A 16,336-nucleotide genomic window follows, 5' to 3' on the forward strand; every position below is an offset into this window, starting at 1 on the left:
GACATCCGGGCAAGCGATGACATGCAGAGTCCGGTGAAGTCCACATGGCCGTGAAAAGAACACCGGACAGCCGGCCCGTGCGAAGATCCTAGCCCGCCGCCACCTTCGCCAGCGCCGCCGTCATGCGCTCAGCGGCCTTCAGCCGATCTTCCGCCGTGGGCCAGTCGCCCTTGACCACGATCTTCTGGTCGGGCCGGATTTTCCACGCCGCCGGGTTCTTCTGGATAATGCCCACCAGACCCATGGGATTGGGGAAGGTATCGTTGCGCAGCGTCAGCACGGTGCCCAGCGGCCCCATGTCGATCTTGGCGATGTTGGCCGTGCGGCAGTTGGCCTTGATCTCCACGATGCGCAGCAGTTGCGCCGCCTCGTCCGGCAGTGGACCGAACCGGTCGATCAGTTCGGCGGCCAGGGCTTCGCGGTCTGTGGACTGTTCGGCGTCCGACAGGCGGCGATACAGACTGAGGCGGACATTCAGGTCTGGCACGTAACTCTCTGGAATCAATACGGCGGCCCCCACATTGATCTGGGGCGACCAGCCGCGATCGGGGATCTGTTCGCCCTTTTCGCGCAGCTCGGCGACCGCATCTTCCAGCATCTGCTGATACAGCTCGACCCCAACCTCGCGGATGTGGCCCGACTGTTCGTCGCCCAGCAGATTGCCGCCGCCGCGCTGGTCCAGATCGTGGCTCGCCAGCTGGAAGCCGGCGCCCAGATTGTCCAGTGACTGCAGCACCTGAAGGCGCCGCTCGGCGGACAGGGTCATGGGCTTCTTCGGATCGGTGGTGAGATAGGCGAAGGCGCGGGCCTTGGACCGGCCCACCCGCCCCCGGATCTGATACAGCTGGGCCAGGCCGAACATGTCGGCACGGTGCACGATCAGGGTGTTGGCCGTGGGGATGTCGAGGCCCGATTCCACGATGGTGGTGGAGACCAGCACATCATAGGACCCGTCGTAGAAGGCGCCCATGACCTCCTCCAGCTGGGTCGGCGCCAGCTGGCCGTGACCCACCACGAACTTCACTTCAGGAACGTGCTCGCGCAGGAACTTCTCGATGTCGGGCAGGTCTGACAGGCGCGGCGCGATGTAATAGGCCTGACCGCCGCGATACTTCTCCCGCAGCAGGGCCTCGCGCACCATCACCGGATCCCACGGCGCCACATAGGTGCGCACGGCCAGACGGTCGACGGGCGGGGTGGCGATGATGGACATCTCGCGGATGCCGGTCAGGGCCATCTGTAGGGTGCGCGGAATGGGCGTGGCGGTCAGGGTCAGCAGGTGCACATCGGCGCGCAGGTTCTTGAGCTTCTCCTTGTGCTTGACGCCGAAGTGCTGCTCCTCGTCCACGATCACCAGACCCAGGTTCTTGAACCCGACCTGTTCGGACAGCACCGCGTGGGTGCCCACGATGATCTCCACCGAGCCGTCCTTCAGGCCCGCGCGTGTCTCGTTGGCCTCCTTGCCCGGCACCATGCGCGACAGCTGGCGCACCGTGACCGGCCAGCCTGCGAAGCGGTCGGTGAAGGTCTTGTAGTGCTGGCGCGACAGCAGGGTCGTGGGGCAGACCACGGCCACCTGCATGCCGCTCATGGCCGCCACGAAGGCCGCGCGCAGGGCCACCTCGGTCTTGCCGAAGCCCACGTCGCCGCAGATCAGCCGGTCCATGGGCTGGCCCTTGCCCAGATCCTCCAGCACGTCGCCGATGGCGTTCAGCTGGTCGTCCGTCTCTTCATAGGGGAAGCGGGCGCAGAACTCGTCGAACAGGCCCTGCGGCGGGGTCACCGCGTCAGTGGTGCGCAGGGCGCGCTTGGCGGCCAGGGCGATCAGACCCTCGGCCATGTCGCGCAGGCGTTCCCTGGCCTTGGCCTTGCGACCCTGCCATGCGGCTCCGCCCAACCGGTCCAGCTGGACCCCGTCGGAATCGGTCCCGTAACGGGTCAGCAGGTCGATGTTTTCGACCGGCAGATACAGCTTGCTGTCGCCCGCATAGAGCAGTTCCAGACAGTCGTGCGGGGCGTCCTGAATCTCCAGGGTCTTCAGTCCCTCATAGCGGCCGATGCCGTGGTCCTGGTGCACCACCAGATCGCCGGTGGTCAGGGCCGAGGCCTCGGCCAGGAAGTTGGACGCCCGGCGCTTCCGGCGCGGCCGCGCCAGGCGATCGCCCAGAATGTCGGTCTCGGAAATCACGGCCAGGTCGTCGGTGATGAAGCCGGTGTCCACCGGCAGCACCGCGCGCAGGTACAGCCCCTCGGGCGCCGCCTTCACATCCCGCCAGTCACGCACGGCGACGATGTGGTCCAGCCCGTGGTCGGTCAGCATGGCGGACAGGCGGTCCGACGAGCCCTCGGTCCACGAGGCGAACAGGACGCGCTGGCCTTGCTCTTTCAGGCGCTTGGCGTGGTCGGCCACGGCGGCGAACAGATTGACGCTGTCCTGCGCCCGCTCGGCGGCGAAGTTGCGGCCCAGCCGGCCGCCAGTTTCTTCGCCGTCTCGCTGGAACGGGGTGAACCGCCGGATCGGACGCGGCGCCAGAGCCCCGCGCCAGTCCTCGTCATCCAGATACAGCCGGTCCAGCGGCAAGGCGCGGTAGGCCGACCCGCCCCGCCCCTGAGACGCCTCGCGCCGGGACTCATAGGCGTCGCGCGCCAGCGTCAGCCGCTCGCCACGCGCATCCTCCACATTGTGGTCGAGGAAAACGGCTGAACCCTCTGGCAGATAATCGAAAAAGGTCTCCATCCGCTCATAGAACAGCGGCAGGAAATGCTCCGCGCCCTGACGCCGCGCGCCGGCGCTGACGGCGGCGTAGAGGGGATCGTCGCCCGCCGCGCCGAACAGGTTCAGATAGCCTTGGCGGAACCGCGACACCGCCTCGGCGTCCATCAGCACCTCGGACACCGGCGACAGCTCAACGGCCTTCAGTTGCTGGGTCGAGCGCTGGGTCCCCGGATCGAAGGAGCGGATCGACTCAAGCTCCTGCCCGAACATGTCCAGTCGGACGGGCTCTTCAAAACCGGGCGGGAACACGTCGATGACGCCGCCGCGGATGGCGTACTCGCCCCGCTCCGACACGGTGGAGGCGCGCACGTAGCCGTTGACGGCGAAATAGGTTGCCAGCGCCGCCGTATCCAGTTCGCGGCCCACCCGGGTCTCGAAGGCGGCGGCCGTGGTGGCTTCGCGCGGCGGGGTGCGCTGGGTCACCGCCCCGACCGTGGCGACGATCAGCAGCGATGTTCTGTCTTCAGGGGGCCGCCGGGCCAGCCGGGTCAGGGCGGCCATCCGCTGGGCCGAAACCGCCGGCGTCGGGCTCATCCGGTCGTAGGGCAGGCAGTCCCAGGCCGGATACTCAAGCACGTCAACGTCATGGGCGAAAAAGCGGAACGCCTGCACAAAGGCGCCCGCCCGCGCATAATCCCGCGCCACGAACAGGGCCGCGCCGCCGGTCCCGGCCAGATGCTCGGCCAGCAGGCGGGCGTCCAGCCCCTCGGGCGTGCCCGACAGCTCGCGGTCGTCGATGGCGATGATCGAACCGTCCATCAACCGATGCCCTTCCGGACCGCCACGGCCACATGCTCGGCCATGAAGGCGCGAATGTCCGTCAGGATCGGCGTGTCGAACTCGGCCGGGGGTGGTTCACGCCCGATGATCCAGCCGTAGAGCGGCTGATCCTCATTGGCCACCAAGGCCTCCAGAACATCCAGCTGCGCATCAGAATAGTCGACGGCGATCCGGTCCACGAAGGGGCCCAGCACCATGTCCGCCTCACGGAAACCCCGCCGCCAGGCGCGGAAGCTCAGGCGTTTCAGGCGCTCTTCACGCGCTTGCGGACGTGCGATTTCCTCGGCCACGGTCATTCCGTTCCGTCAAAACATACAAGGGCGTTCACATAGCGTTCCCACAGGCGCTTCGCCACCGGCTATGTTCCTCAAATGCGGCCCGAGATTCTCTTTCCCCTGTTCGCCGAGGTCACGACCCTGAAGGGCGTGGGCGCCAAGGTCGCCCCCCAGATCACCCGGGTGGCCGGCCCGCTGGTGCGCGACCTTCTGTTCCTGGCTCCGACCGGCCTCGTGCATCGTCGCGCCACCACGGCGGATCAGGCCCTTGAGGGCGAGGCGGCGATCCTGGACGTGGTCATCGACCGCCACATCCGCCCCCACAAGATCGGCGCGCCGTGGAAAGTGCGGGCCTCGGACCCTACCGGCTTCGTGCACCTGATCTGGTTCCGGGGCGGCCCGCATCTGGAACGGCTGCTCCCGCCGGGCGAACGGCGCGTCATCAGCGGCAAGGTGGAGATATTCAACAACGAGATCCAGATTCTCCACCCGGATGTTGTGAAGGCCGAGGCCGCCGGCGACATCCCCCTCGCCGAAACGATCTATCCCTCCACCGAGGGGCTGGCGCGCCGGATCGTGCGCCGTCTGGCGCTGGAGGCGCTGAAGACCGCGCCGGATCCGCCCGAGTGGCAGGACCCCGCCTGGATCGAACGCAGACGCTGGCCCGCCTGGCGCGCGGCGCTGGAGGCCCTGCACAATCCCCAGACCGAGGCGGACCTGTCACCGGACGCCCCGCCGCGCCTTCGGCTGGCCTATGACGAACTGCTCGCCCACCAGTTGGCTCTGGCCCGGCGACGCCAGTCGCGACAGACGGTGAGCGCCCCGGTCATCACGCCCGGTCCGGCGTCCGAACAGGTGCTGGCCGCCCTGCCCTTCGAACTGACCGGCGCCCAGAAACAGGCCGTTGTGGAAATCCGCGCCGATCTGGCCTCCGGCGAACAGATGGGACGGCTGCTACAGGGCGATGTGGGTTCGGGCAAGACGGCGGTGGCGGCCATCGCCGTGGCTGACGCGGCCGCCAGCGGTCGGCAAACCGCCCTGATGGCGCCCACGGAAATCCTGGCTCGCCAGCACTACCAGCGCCTCGCCCCCATGCTGGAGAGCGCCGGCGTGCACGCCGTTCTGCTGACCGGACGGGACACGGCGGCGGAGAGACGGCCCAAGCTGACCGCTCTGGCCTCGGGCGAAGCCCAGGTGGCCATCGGCACCCATGCCCTTTTCCAGGACGCGGTGGCTTTCCACGACCTGGCCCTGGCCGTCATCGACGAACAGCACCGCTTCGGGGTCAACGAACGCCAGCGGCTGCAGGCCAAGGGCAAGGGCAAGGGAGGCGTGCACCTGCTGACCATGTCAGCCACCCCCATCCCGCGTACGCTGGAGCTGACCCAGTACGGCGATCTGGACGTGTCCCGCCTGCGCGAGAAGCCGCCCGGTCGCACGCCCGTGACCACGGCGGTCCTGCCGCTGGCGCGCATCGACGAGGTGGCGAACCGGCTCAAGGCGGCGGTGGCCGAGGGCGCGCAGGCCTACTGGATCTGCCCGCTGGTGGGCGAGTCCGAGGCCGTCGATCTGGCGGCGGCCGAGGCGCGGGCTGTGGAGTTGCGGGCCCATCTGGGCCTGAACGTGGGCCTCGCCCACGGCCAGATGAACGGCGCCGACCGCGAGAGCGTCATGACCGCCTTCTCCGAGGGCCATGTGCCGGTGCTGGTGGCCACGACCGTGGTCGAAGTTGGCGTCGACGTGCCCAACGCCACCATCATGGTCATCGAGCACGCCGACCGCTTCGGCCTGGCCCAACTGCATCAATTGCGCGGACGCGTGGGACGCGGCTCGAAACAGAGCGCCTGCATCCTGCTGTACGGCGATCTGGGCGAGGTGGCGCGCGAGCGGCTGGACGTCCTGCGCCGCTCGGAGGACGGCTTCGAGATCGCGGAGGAGGATTTCCGACTGCGCGGCGGCGGCGATCCGCTGGGCCTGAAACAGAGCGGCTTTCCAGCCTACCGCTTCGCCGATCCCGTGCGCCACCGCGAACTGATCCTGGCGGCGTCCGACGACGCCCGCCTGATCCTGACCCGCGACCCCGACCTGGCTTCGGAGCGAGGGAAGGCTGTTCAGGTGCTGGAGGCGTTGTTTGACTGGCGTGCCGACCGCCCATCGGCGGACTGACGCCAGGCGTGAAGGCGACGTTCCACATCGGCTTCAAGATCCGCGTAGAATAGATTGTACGAAGGGGCTTTTCTGCGATCCGCCCAGGATCCCGTCGGTCTGAACACGTCGGAAGCCGACCGGGAATAACGCAGAACACCATCCTGACACTGCGCCGACACCTGGCGTGTCAGGAACGCGGGACGAACGCCCCACTCCAGGTCCGTAGCGTTCGCACCGCCCAGATGTTCGCGCATCTCCGCTCGGCGATCCGTACGTGCGCCAAGGACAGGATTGACGCAGAGGTAGGGCCTGCTCCCCAACAGTTCGAGCCCGCCCCTGTCTGACCATCCCATCGCGCGACGATGCAGCCGTCGCAGTGCGTCCTCATCCATCTCGCGAATCTGGACCCATCCGAAGACACAGCCCGTTTCCGCCCGATCGCGGCAGGCAGGCAGGGGTGCGTCCGGTTCGTATTCATCCGCTGGCACAGCCGAGTCCATCAGATAGGCCGCCACCAGACGTGCCCGCAGGACCTCATTGGGTCCCACCTGCTCGCGCAGCAGCCGGGCGGCTAATTCGCCCCCCTGCTCGACACCGGCGATAATGATGGGGCCATCCGGGTTGCGAGCCAGCCAGGCGTCAAAGGCGGCCGAGATGTCCTGATAGGCGAACGCCCGGGCCTCGCGGGCATCCTCCCGGATCGTCAGTCGGGTGTAGAGGCTGGCCTGACGATACCGGGGAACGCTGAGGGCTCCCGATCGTGCGAACAGCGCCGCGTGATTGGGAAGGACCGAACGATTCAGCCATATCTCCGCCTCACGCTGGTCGACGGGAGCGTTCCAGTGATCCCCGCCGTCATAGGTCGTGGAGTGAATGAAAAAGACAGCTGCGCCATCCTCGCGGCCCGCGTCCCTCAGCGCCCAAGCTGATGCTTCGGCATAGTCAGCCGCCGGCGGCGGCTCGTAGGTCTGGAAGGGCATCTCTGGGTCGAGACCGGAGCGAAGAATGTCGCCGCGCCACACCAGAATGGCGATGACGACCAGCGCCACCAGACCGATCAGGGTCGAACCGATGATGCGGCGGATGAGCAAGCCGGACGCCTTTTCGCCCAAGACGACCTACGCCGCCTTCCTGGCCGCCTGGCTTCTGGCCAGGTCGTCGAAGGCGATCAGGTCGGCGGCCAGGGCCTCGAACTGGTCCAGGGGCACCATATTGGGACCGTCCGACGGCGCATTGTCGGGATCCTGGTGCGTCTCCATGAATACGGCGTCCACACCCACGGCCACAGCCGCCCGGGCCAGGACAGGCACGAATTCGCGTTGGCCGCCCGACGACGTACCCTGCCCGCCCGGCTGCTGCACGCTGTGGGTAGCATCGAACACCACCGGACAGCCGATGTCGCGCAGGATCGGCAGGGCCCGCATGTCGGACACCAGAGTGTTGTAGCCAAAGCTGGCGCCGCGCTCGCAGGCCATGACGTTCGGGTTTCCGGCGCCCGTCACCTTGGCGATGACGTTCTTCATGTCCCAGGGAGCCAGGAACTGGCCTTTCTTGATGTTGATGGCCTTGCCGGTCCGGGCAGCGGCGATCAGCAGGTCGGTCTGGCGCGACAGGAAAGCCGGAATTTGCAGCACGTCCACCACCTCCCCGGCGATGCGGCAGTGCTCCTCGGTGTGCACATCGGTTAGTACCGGTAGGCCGAGCGTCTCGCGGATTTCGGCGAAGATGGGCAGCGACCCTTCCAGCCCGAATCCCCGCGCCGCGTTGGCCGAGGTGCGATTGGCCTTGTCGAAGCTGGTCTTGTAGATGATCCCCACATCCAGCCGCTCGCCGATCTCCTTGAGCGCCGACGCCATCTCGAGGGCGTGTTGACGACTTTCCAGTTGGCATGGCCCGGCGATGAAGACGATGCGCGCGCCGCCCCCGATGCGCACCGGACGCGACAAGCCTTCTGAGAGTTCGATCACGGCGTTGGGCTTCATGGTGTTCCTCAAAACTGGTCAGGGCGCGTGTCGTCCATGCGCAGATCGTGAATGCGCTCCACGTGGCGCCCCGCACTCCATATTGCAACAGATGCGCGCTTCCGGCCAATGGGAACCGCGACAAGATCCCGACGGATCCATCGTCCGGTTGTTGAAGGCCGGTCGCCTTTGTAAGAGGTCACAAGTACGCGGGCGCCCGGAATCGCCACAGACCGCCAGCTCAAGCCCGGGCCCCAGGAGCACAACCCGAATGCCTCTAGACGAACTCCCCTCGCGCTCAGCCCGCAGCACAGAGATGTCGCCCCGAGCGATCGCGGCCCTTCGCAAGTCCATTGCGGTCATACGACGGGAGATGGATGCGGGCGAGCGAACCTGGACCGCAGGATCCCTTGCCGGCGATACCGGGGCAGCTCATGTGCTGGATCCGTATTGCAATGAGGAAATGAGGGCGAAAGCAATCGCCTTTTTTGGCGCCAGCGCGGGCAGCGCCATCCAGATTGAACGGAACATCCGGGCCGGCCAGCTTCGTGTATTTGATCCGATCAATGGAAAAATTCTGGCTTCAACGAAATCTCTTATATTCAGAAAGTATCAGCTATTCTTTTTCTCATTCAAAGATGAACCGATAATACTGGGCTGCCTCGGATCAAAGCCGATGACTTTGATGTATCCTTCAAGAAGGGTCATGATCGACATCGTCAAAAACAAGGAAGACCCTTATAATTTTGTCAACGCCGCCGTCAGGCTGGTGCGATCCTGTGGGCTCGATTTCTACAGGCATCTTTCCGTCAATCGGCCTTCTAAAACGGCATGCGTGGTCGGCGACGAGCGTCCCACGCACTATCTGCTCGAGAGCCTGGGCGCCTTGCAGAAGCTGGAGGAGACCGATCGGCTGGCGCGATTCTGGAAAACTCTGGATTATCTCATCGTGCCGACCGACTACGCCTTCATCCCGGCGGACGAATTGTTCAACGTGCCCTCGTCTGTTCAGGTCGCCTACGTCCCGCTTGCCGACGTCAACCGTCTGGCGATCGACCGCAATCTGTTTGTGCAGCGCTTTATGCGCTCGGGTCACAACATGTCCGAGAGCCTCAGGAAGCGCGTGGTCGACTATGCCGACCGGACGTCTCGAGCCCTCGAATGGCCCGACACAAGGAAAGCGCTTCGCCATGCGGATCACATCACCGTCTGGTTTTCAGTCGAAATCGAGAAAGGCCGCATCCAGAATCAGGCCGAGGTCTTTCATGAGTTGCTGAGCGTCCTGACCGCCCGTTTCGACGACCGCTTCCGACTGATCGTCGATGGCTGGTCGCCCATGCCGCTTTCGGCGGCCCCCAAGGACAAATTCATCGCCGGAAAGGTCCGCGAATTCATGCGCGAGCAGATGGCGTTAGCGCCCCAGCCGGTTGAGGTGATTGAAGCCTTTACCCTTCCCTACCGCGACAAGTTGAAATTGTGCGGCGAGGCGGATTTCTTTGTGTCCATGCAGGGGGCGGCCGCGCTTGTGCCGAGCGGGCTTCGGCACAAACCCGGCGTCACCTATCACAACACCTGGGGCCTCTCGTCCGAACTGGAAGTGTGGACAGAGAATCTTCGCCGGGTGACCCCCCGCAAGGAAGTCAGGCTGGACGCCAGGAGCGGCGGCAGGGATCCTTTCGAAGTGGACATCTCCCTGTTCCGAACGACTGTCGAAGCCCTCATTGATGAGGAAAAAATCGGGCGTCCTTCGGTCTGACGCATCTCAGGCCGCTGAGCGCATTGATCCCTAGCCGTTCAGCGCCGACATGGCGGCTTCGGGGTAACGCTGGCCCTGGGCCGCGCCAGCCGGAAAGACCGCCTCGATACGGGACAGGTCGTCAGGAGTCAGGCTCACATCGAGAGCGCCGACGTTCTCCTCCAGGCGGTCCACGCGCTTGGTGCCGGGGATGGGGACAAGATCTTCACCCTGCGCCAGCACCCATGCCAGAGCCAGTTGGGCCGGCGTGGCGCCCTTGCGAGAGGCGATGGCCTTCACCTCGTCCACCAGTCGCAGGTTGCGAGCGAAATTCTCACCCTGGAAGCGGGGGTTGGATTTGCGGGAGTCCCCATCTTCGAAGTCGTCCGGCGAGCGCAGCGCCCCGGTCAGGAAGCCGCGGCCCAGCGGACTGTAGGGCACGAAGCCCACGCCCAGTTCGCGGCACGTGGGCAGAATCTCGTCCTCCACGTCGCGGGTCCACAGGGAGTACTCGGTCTGCAGCGCGGTGATGGGGTGCACCGCATGGGCGCGGCGCAGGGTCGCCGCGGACGCCTCGGACAAGCCGAGGAAGCGGACCTTTCCCTCGTCCACGAAGCGGGCCATTTCGCCGACGGTTTCCTCAATGGGCGTCGCCGGGTCGACACGGTGCAGATAGTAGAGATCGATGGTCTCGACGCCGAGGCGCTGCAGGCTGCCCTCCACCGCCCGGCGCGCATTGGCGGGCGAACCATCCAGCGGGATGCCGCCGCCGGCCACATAGTCGGTGCGGATACCGAACTTGGTGGCGATGAAAGCGCGGTCGCGCTTCCCGGCCAGCGCCTTGCCCACCAAGTCCTCGTTGGTGTGGGGGCCGTAGATTTCGGCGGTGTCGAACAGGGTGATGCCCAGATCCAGCGCCCGGTGGATGGTGGCGACGGACTCCGCCTCGCTGTCCGCGCGGCCGCCGTAGAAGGCGCTCATGCCCATGCAGCCCAGACCGATGGCTGAAACCTCGGGACCGTTCCGGCCCAGTTTGCGCGTCTTCACGGGGCGCTCTCCTGCTGATGTGGGGAGGCGGTGATGGTCGCCGCCGGCCGCTTTCAGTTGGGCGCCGCCTGCGCGTGGTTCAAGGCGCGTTCATGGCCCGAATGGTCGGGGTGGCGTCCAGGGCGTTCGGCTCGATCGCGGGCGCGCGCAGCTTCAGATGGGCGAACATTGTACGAGCGCCGTCCAGGTCGTCCTCGGTCAGCGGGCGCAGATGATCGCCGTCCCGCACGCCCGGCAGGATGGTCAGGGTGACGCTGTTCATCACGTTGCCGCCGATCAGGTGGAACAGGCCCGCCTCCATGTCTATCCGCACCACGATGTCGCAGTGAAGCGGGGCGTATTCGCCCGTGTCGCGGCGGCGATCGGCGAGAGTACGATAGCTGGCCGAACCGCGCGCGTTGCACAGCAGGTCGCCGGGCTGGATTTCCGCCTCGCCCGCGTCGTGGGCCACGAAGGCGGCGTCGGGGGCCTGGCCGTCGCGGGCGCGGATGGCCTGGTCGATATAGACCCTGTGCGAGATGTCGCGCGCGAACTGGCTCATGTCGCCCAGCCCGCCCTCGCACATGACCCAGCTTATGAAGGCAGCGGACCAGGGCTGCACCCAGTCGATGGGGCGGTCGGTGCGGCGCCATTCGCGGTTCTGGTCGCCGATGACCTCGGCGCCGTCGGGGGTGGCGGACCAGTAGCCGGCCACCGTGGCGGTGACGCGATCGCGGTCCTCCCAGTCGCCGAAGCGCAGCATGTGGCGCGCCTGTCTCGGCGCCGGGCGGCGGGGGTTGAGGGCGTCGGGCACGATCCCGTCGGGCAGGCGGCCCGCCTCCACCGGGCGCGCGTCAACCGTCTGGAAGCCGAAGAAGGCCCATTCCTGAACGGCCACATCAACCATGCGCCGCCGCGCCCAGTCGGTAGGGCCGACGCGGCAGCCAGGCTGTATGACGCGCATGGCGCCCCGCTCGCCCGAGACACGCTCGGACGGCGGGATCACATCGAAAACGTCGCGGGACAGGCGGGCTGTCTGCGCCTGAACCGGCGCGGCCAGCCCGAGCGCGACAAGCGCGGCTACAGCGGCGCGCACGCGGCCTCCAGCCAGGCGCGGACGTCGCCGTCCACATGCGGGCCGATCTTCTCGAGCACCTGGGCGTGATAGGCGTCCATGTAAGCGCGCTCGTCCGGCGTCAGCAGGCCGACCTCGATCAGGTTCCTGTCAATGGGGGCGAAAGTCAGGGCTTCGAAGCCGTGCATGGGTCGCTCGCCGCCCTCGATGGGCGTGGCGGGCGTGACCACCTGCAGGTTTTCAATGCGGATGCCCCAGTGGCCGGGCTTGTAGTAGCCGGGCTCGTTGGAGAGGATCATGCCCTCCAGAAGCGGCTGGGTGTTCACCGCCTTGGCGATGCGCTGGGGCCCCTCGTGCACACCCAGATAGCTGCCCACGCCGTGGCCGGTGCCGTGGTCATAGTCCAGACCCGTCATCCACAGAGGCAGGCGCGCCAGGGCGTCCAGCTGATGGCCCGTGGTTCCTGCCGGGAAGCGCACGACCGTCATGGCGATGTGGCCCTTCAGAACGCGGGTGAAGCGGTCCTTCTGCTCAGCCGTGGGCGCGCCGATGGCCATGGTGCGGGTGATGTCGGTGGTGCCGTCCAGATACTGGCCGCCGCCATCCACCAGCAGAAGACTGCCCGTCTCGATGCGGCGGATTGTGCTGGTGACAGGCTTGTAGTGCGGCAGGGCGCCGTTGGGGCCCGCGCCGGCGATGGTGTCGAAGCTGAGGTCCTTCAGGGCGCCGGTGGCCTCGCGAAAGCCTTCCAGCTTTTCGACAATGGCGCGTTCGTCGGGCAGGGTCTGCTGCGCCTCGGTGGCGACCCAGTGGAGGAAGTTGGCGATGGCGGCGCCGTCGCGGATGTGGGCCTGACGAGAGCCCTCGATCTCCACCGGGTTCTTTGTGGCGCGCGGCAGGGCGCAGGGATCGGCGGCGCGGACCACGGTCGCGCCCGCGGCTTCCAGATGATCGAAATACCAGGCCGAGGACTGGGCCGGATCGATCAGCACGCGCTGGCCCGCCAGAGCGGCGATGGCGCCAGGCAGGTCGTCGGGTTTCTCGAGGGAAACCTGATTGCCCAGCCACGACGGCAGATCCTCGGTGATCTTGGCGGGGTCCAGGAACAGGCGCGCGGTTCCGTCGGCCTTGAGGATCGCCTGGGCCAGCGGCAGGGGCGTGCGGATCACGTCGCCGCCGCGGATGTTGAACAGCCAGGCGATGGAGGACGGCGCGGTCAGGACGGCGGCGTCGGCGCCCGCGTCGTCCAGTCCCTGCCCCACCCGCGCGCGCTTCGAGGCGCTGGTCTCGCCGGCATACTCATCCGGATGCGGGACCACGGGCGCTTGCGGCTGGGCCGGGCGCTCGGCCCAGGCGGCGTCGACGGGATTGATCTGGACCGGCTTCAGCTCGGCGCCGGCCTTGTTTGCGGCGCGTCTGAGACCCGCCAGGGCGTCGGGGCTATGCAGGCGCGGGTCATAGCCGATGACGGCGCCCTTCGGCGACTTGGCCAGATAGGTCGGGACGTCGTCGGGATAAGACAGAATGTCGAACTGATCCGCATCCACCTGGGCGCGCACCTGAACGGTATAGCGCCCGTCCGCAAAGACGGCGGCGCGGTCGGTCATGATCACACCCGCTCCCGCCGAGCCGGTGAACCCGGACACCCACGCCAGCCGGTCATTGGCGGTGGGCAGATATTCATTCTGGTGCTCGTCCTCGTGAGGCACGAGGAAGCCGTCGAGCCTCTGGGCTTTCAGTTGTTCGCGGACCAGCGGAAGGTGTTTCGCGCCGAAGGACGGGTCGGTGGTTTCGTCGAAGGTCTGTCTCATGGGCGCATGACTTACGCCCATCATTCCGTCGCTTCTACCCCACCCGGCGCAGCACGAGCGCGCTCCAGGCGTCGCGGTGGATGCGGCGCTCCAGCCGGAAGCCGCGCGACAGGTAGGCGGCGGAGACGCGTCGCTCCTGGGTGCGCAGCAGGCCTGACAGGATGGCCACGCCGCCCAGTTTCAGCGACGTCTTGATGTCCTGTGACAAGGCAACCAGCGGCGGGGCGAGGATGTTGGCGAATACCAGATCATAGGGACCATGGCCCCGCACCGTCTGGTCGTTCAGGCCCGAGGCGTGGACGAAGCGGGCGGGGGCGGCGTTAAGCCTGGCGTTCTCGTTGGCGATGCGCACGGACGGCTTGTCGATGTCGGTGCCCAGCGCGACGGTGCTGCCGGTCTTCGCCGCTGCGATGGCCAGCACCCCGGTACCGGCGCCCACGTCCAGCACCCGCTCGAACCGCTCGCGTTTGAGCAGTTCGTCGAAGGCGACGAGACAGCCGACCGTGGTGCCGTGGTGGCCGGTGCCGAATGCGGCGCCCGCGTCGATCATCAGATTGACGGTGTTGACCGGCACCCGGCCCTTGTCGTGGGCGCCGTAGACGAAGAAGCGCCCCGCCCGCACCGGCGGCAGGCCTGAAAGCGACATGGCCAGCCAGTCGGCGTCGGCCAGCTTCTCGATCGCCACCCGCAGCTCGCCCTGCGCGCGCAGACGCGCGGCGATTCCGTCCGCTTCATCCGTCGATGTGGGAAAGGCGTCGATGCGCCATATGCCCTTGTCCTCGTCCTCTTCGAGGATCGAGTAGGTCGCGCCCTCCAGCAACGGATCGGCGTCGATGGCGGCGGCGGCGGCCTCGGCGGCTTTTCGCGCGCCACGCGCAATTATTTGAACGGCGGACTCGGACATTTCTCAAACATCGGTATGGTGTGGAATCGCAAGACAGGAGCGCGCCCCTGCGTGCTCGTATCACCGAGGGGTCGGGGAATACATGGCCAAGAGTCCAACCACGTCGAAAACCACCGCCGCGAAAAAGCCCGCGACGGCCAAGTCAACGACGACGAAATCCACCGCGGCGAAACCCGCTGCAAAGGCTGCGGCGCCCAAGGCCGCCGCCAAGCCGAAGACCACGGCCGCCAGGGCGCCTGTGAAGACCACGGCGCCCAAGGCGTCCGTCGCGCCGAAGGCCGCCGCCAAGGCGCCGGCCAGCAAGCCCGCCGCGAAGGTGACGACGGCCGCCAAGGCGCCGGCGACAGCAGCGAAGAAACCCGCCGCCCGCACCGCCGCCGCCAAGCCCAAGACCTCCGCCGCGACCCGTTCGACGGCGACCCGGTCCACAGCGCCGCGTCGCACGACCACGGCCACGCGTCCCACACCGGCGCCCGCGCCGAAGGCTGCTCCGACGCCCGCGACCGCGGCCGCTCCGGCCGCCCCGGCGCCCGCCGCTTCGGCTTCGTCGTCGCGCAGCGCTCCGGCGAAGAAGGGCTTCCTCGCCCGGTTCGGCGACATGATCTTCGGCAAGAAGTAGGTCGCGCCTGAAACGACAAAGCCCCGGACGGTCGAACCGTCCGGGGCTTTTTCATGCCTGGAGCGTCTCGATCACGCCGGGGGCAGATCCTCGGCCAGGATAGCCATCTCGAACATGAACGAGCCGTCGTCGTCCTCATCCTTGAAGACCACGCCGATGAACTCGTCATCCACATAGACCTCGGCGGAGTCGTTCTGCTTGGGGCGGGCCTTCAGGTTGATGCCGCCGGTGTTGAAGGTGCGCTTCAGATGGGTCTCGATGCGCTTGATGTCGGTGTCGTTCACGATGGACGGCCTCTATGATTTGAAGGCGCGGACCCTATTGGAGGCCGCACCGCATTTCAAACGCACGGAACAGAAATCAGATCACGAAATCATAGGCGATGTCGGCCAGGGTGTGGTCCATGGTGCGCGCGGGCTGTTCGCCGGTCGGGCAGTTGACCAGACGCGCCGGGACCCCGGCGGCGGTGCAGTGGGCGGGCACCGGCTTCAGCACCACCGAGCCCGAAGCGATCTTCGCGTAGTCGCCGATAGTGATGTTGCCCAGCACCTTGGCGCCGGCCCCCAGCAAGACCCCCCGCCCGATCTTGGGATGACGGTCGCCGCGCTCTGCGCCCGTGCCGCCCAGGGTCACGGCGTGCAGCATGGAGACCTCGTCGCCCACCACCGCCGTCTCGCCAATGACAATGCCGGTGCCATGATCGAAGAACAGACCGGCCCCCAGTTGCGCAGCGGGATGAATATCCACCTGAAATAGCTCGGACATCCGGCTCTGGAAGTGGAAGGCCAGTGTTTCGCGCCTTTGGGTCCACAGCCAGTGGGAAACGCGGTGCGCCTGAATGGCCTGGAATCCCTTGAAGTAGAGGAACGGCTGCAACAGCGACTTGATGGCGGGATCACGCTCCTCCACCGCCTGCAGGTCGGCGCCGGCCGACGCGACAATGGCCGGGTCGGCGGCGAAGGACTGGGCGCACACTTCGCGGACGCTCATGGGGCCCAGTTCGGCGTCGCCCAGCTTGCGGGCGATCTGATAGCTGAGAGCGCCGGCCAGATCGTCATGGGACAGAATCGTGGCGCTCATCAGGGACGACAGGCGTGGTTCGTCGCGCGCCGCCTGCTCAGCCGCCTCGCGCAATTGCCGCCACCGTGACGGGGGGTCGCTGACCAGTTCCAGTGGCTGCGCCATGAGCATTCCTTTCGCGCGGGCCTGACCGAATGGAACTTAGG

13 protein-coding genes are annotated in these 16,336 nt (G+C 66.9%); 2 read left to right on the forward strand and 11 right to left on the reverse strand.

Translation table 11 applies throughout. From position 1 onward, the window contains the following. Positions 1-88: 88 nt before the first annotated feature. Together mfd and ACK4FB_RS13070 are read right to left on the reverse strand one after the other, a co-directional pair. Positions 89-3,535, reverse strand: coding sequence for a transcription-repair coupling factor (mfd, locus tag ACK4FB_RS13065; RefSeq protein ID WP_409753039.1), 3,447 nt, complete (start codon positions 3,533-3,535; stop codon positions 89-91). Further along, a complete protein-coding gene (locus ACK4FB_RS13070; protein ID WP_409753042.1) occupies positions 3,535-3,846 on the reverse strand; it encodes a succinate dehydrogenase assembly factor 2 in 312 nt (103 codons plus the stop codon). Before ACK4FB_RS13070 ends, mfd begins: the two co-directional genes overlap by 1 nt. Positions 3,847-3,927: 81 nt before the next feature. Here ACK4FB_RS13070 and recG point away from each other — a divergent pair, with 81 nt between their 5' ends. Next, positions 3,928-5,997, forward strand: coding sequence for an ATP-dependent DNA helicase RecG (gene recG / locus ACK4FB_RS13075; RefSeq protein WP_409753045.1), 2,070 nt, complete (start codon positions 3,928-3,930; stop codon positions 5,995-5,997). On the opposite strand, the gene ACK4FB_RS13080 is transcribed toward recG, so the two are convergent. Both ACK4FB_RS13080 and kdsA read right to left on the reverse strand, forming a co-directional pair. Then, complete coding sequence (locus ACK4FB_RS13080; RefSeq protein WP_409753048.1) at positions 5,943-7,070, reverse strand: DUF3089 domain-containing protein; 1,128 nt, start codon at positions 7,068-7,070, stop codon at positions 5,943-5,945. The genes recG and ACK4FB_RS13080 overlap by 55 nt on opposite strands. Before the next feature lie 27 nt (positions 7,071-7,097). Next, entirely contained in the window at positions 7,098-7,961 is an 864-nt protein-coding gene (gene kdsA / locus ACK4FB_RS13085; protein WP_409753051.1) for a 3-deoxy-8-phosphooctulonate synthase, read from the reverse strand. A gap of 250 nt (positions 7,962-8,211) precedes the next feature. Between kdsA and ACK4FB_RS13090 the strand changes: the two genes are divergently transcribed. Beyond that, the gene (locus tag ACK4FB_RS13090; protein ID WP_409753054.1) at positions 8,212-9,696 is read left to right on the forward strand and encodes a hypothetical protein; all 1,485 of its coding nucleotides are present in this window, start codon (positions 8,212-8,214) and stop codon (positions 9,694-9,696) included. 30 nt (positions 9,697-9,726) lie between these two features. Here the strand turns inward: ACK4FB_RS13090 and ACK4FB_RS13095 are convergent, their stop codons facing one another. The 7 genes from ACK4FB_RS13095 to cysE all read right to left on the reverse strand — a co-directional run bounded on the left by ACK4FB_RS13095 (position 9,727) and on the right by cysE (position 16,295). Beyond that, positions 9,727-10,722 carry an aldo/keto reductase gene (locus ACK4FB_RS13095; RefSeq protein ID WP_409753057.1) on the reverse strand — a complete coding sequence of 332 codons (996 nt, stop codon included), beginning with the start codon at positions 10,720-10,722 and terminating at the stop codon, positions 9,727-9,729. A 79-nt stretch (positions 10,723-10,801) separates the two neighbouring features. Beyond that, positions 10,802-11,797, reverse strand: coding sequence for a DUF2272 domain-containing protein (locus ACK4FB_RS13100; protein ID WP_409753060.1), 996 nt, complete (start codon positions 11,795-11,797; stop codon positions 10,802-10,804). After that, complete coding sequence (locus ACK4FB_RS13105; protein WP_409753063.1) at positions 11,782-13,587, reverse strand: aminopeptidase P family protein; 1,806 nt, start codon at positions 13,585-13,587, stop codon at positions 11,782-11,784. The genes ACK4FB_RS13100 and ACK4FB_RS13105 overlap by 16 nt, the downstream gene beginning before the upstream one ends. Positions 13,588-13,621: 34 nt before the next feature. Continuing rightward, a complete protein-coding gene (locus ACK4FB_RS13110) occupies positions 13,622-14,491 on the reverse strand; it encodes a 50S ribosomal protein L11 methyltransferase (RefSeq protein ID WP_409753066.1) in 870 nt (289 codons plus the stop codon). Between the two features lie 60 nt (positions 14,492-14,551). After that, the gene (locus ACK4FB_RS13115; protein ID WP_409753069.1) at positions 14,552-15,103 is read right to left on the reverse strand and encodes a hypothetical protein; all 552 of its coding nucleotides are present in this window, start codon (positions 15,101-15,103) and stop codon (positions 14,552-14,554) included. Positions 15,104-15,181: 78 nt separating this feature from the next. Continuing rightward, positions 15,182-15,394, reverse strand: coding sequence for a DUF3126 family protein (locus tag ACK4FB_RS13120; RefSeq protein WP_021697123.1), 213 nt, complete (start codon positions 15,392-15,394; stop codon positions 15,182-15,184). A 76-nt stretch (positions 15,395-15,470) separates the two neighbouring features. Beyond that, a complete protein-coding gene (gene cysE, locus ACK4FB_RS13125) occupies positions 15,471-16,295 on the reverse strand; it encodes a serine O-acetyltransferase (RefSeq protein WP_409753072.1) in 825 nt (274 codons plus the stop codon). Positions 16,296-16,336: the final 41 nt, after the last annotated feature.

It is taken from the genome of Brevundimonas sp. (assembly GCF_046299535.1).
Lineage (GTDB): Bacteria > Pseudomonadota > Alphaproteobacteria > Caulobacterales > Caulobacteraceae > Brevundimonas.

Bases quoted from the DNA above. Each gene is read 5' to 3' on its own strand.
- mfd (WP_409753039.1), bottom strand. From the start codon at position 3,535: ATGGACGGTTCGATCATCGCCATCGACGACCGCGAGCTGTCGGGCACG.
- recG (WP_409753045.1), top strand. From the start codon at position 3,928: ATGCGGCCCGAGATTCTCTTTCCCCTGTTCGCCGAGGTCACGACCCTG.
- kdsA (WP_409753051.1), bottom strand. From the start codon at position 7,961: ATGAAGCCCAACGCCGTGATCGAACTCTCAGAAGGCTTGTCGCGTCCG.
- ACK4FB_RS13090 (WP_409753054.1), top strand. From the start codon at position 8,212: ATGCCTCTAGACGAACTCCCCTCGCGCTCAGCCCGCAGCACAGAGATG.
- ACK4FB_RS13105 (WP_409753063.1), bottom strand. From the start codon at position 13,587: ATGAGACAGACCTTCGACGAAACCACCGACCCGTCCTTCGGCGCGAAA.
- ACK4FB_RS13110 (WP_409753066.1), bottom strand. From the start codon at position 14,491: ATGTCCGAGTCCGCCGTTCAAATAATTGCGCGTGGCGCGCGAAAAGCC.
- cysE (WP_409753072.1), bottom strand. From the start codon at position 16,295: ATGGCGCAGCCACTGGAACTGGTCAGCGACCCCCCGTCACGGTGGCGG.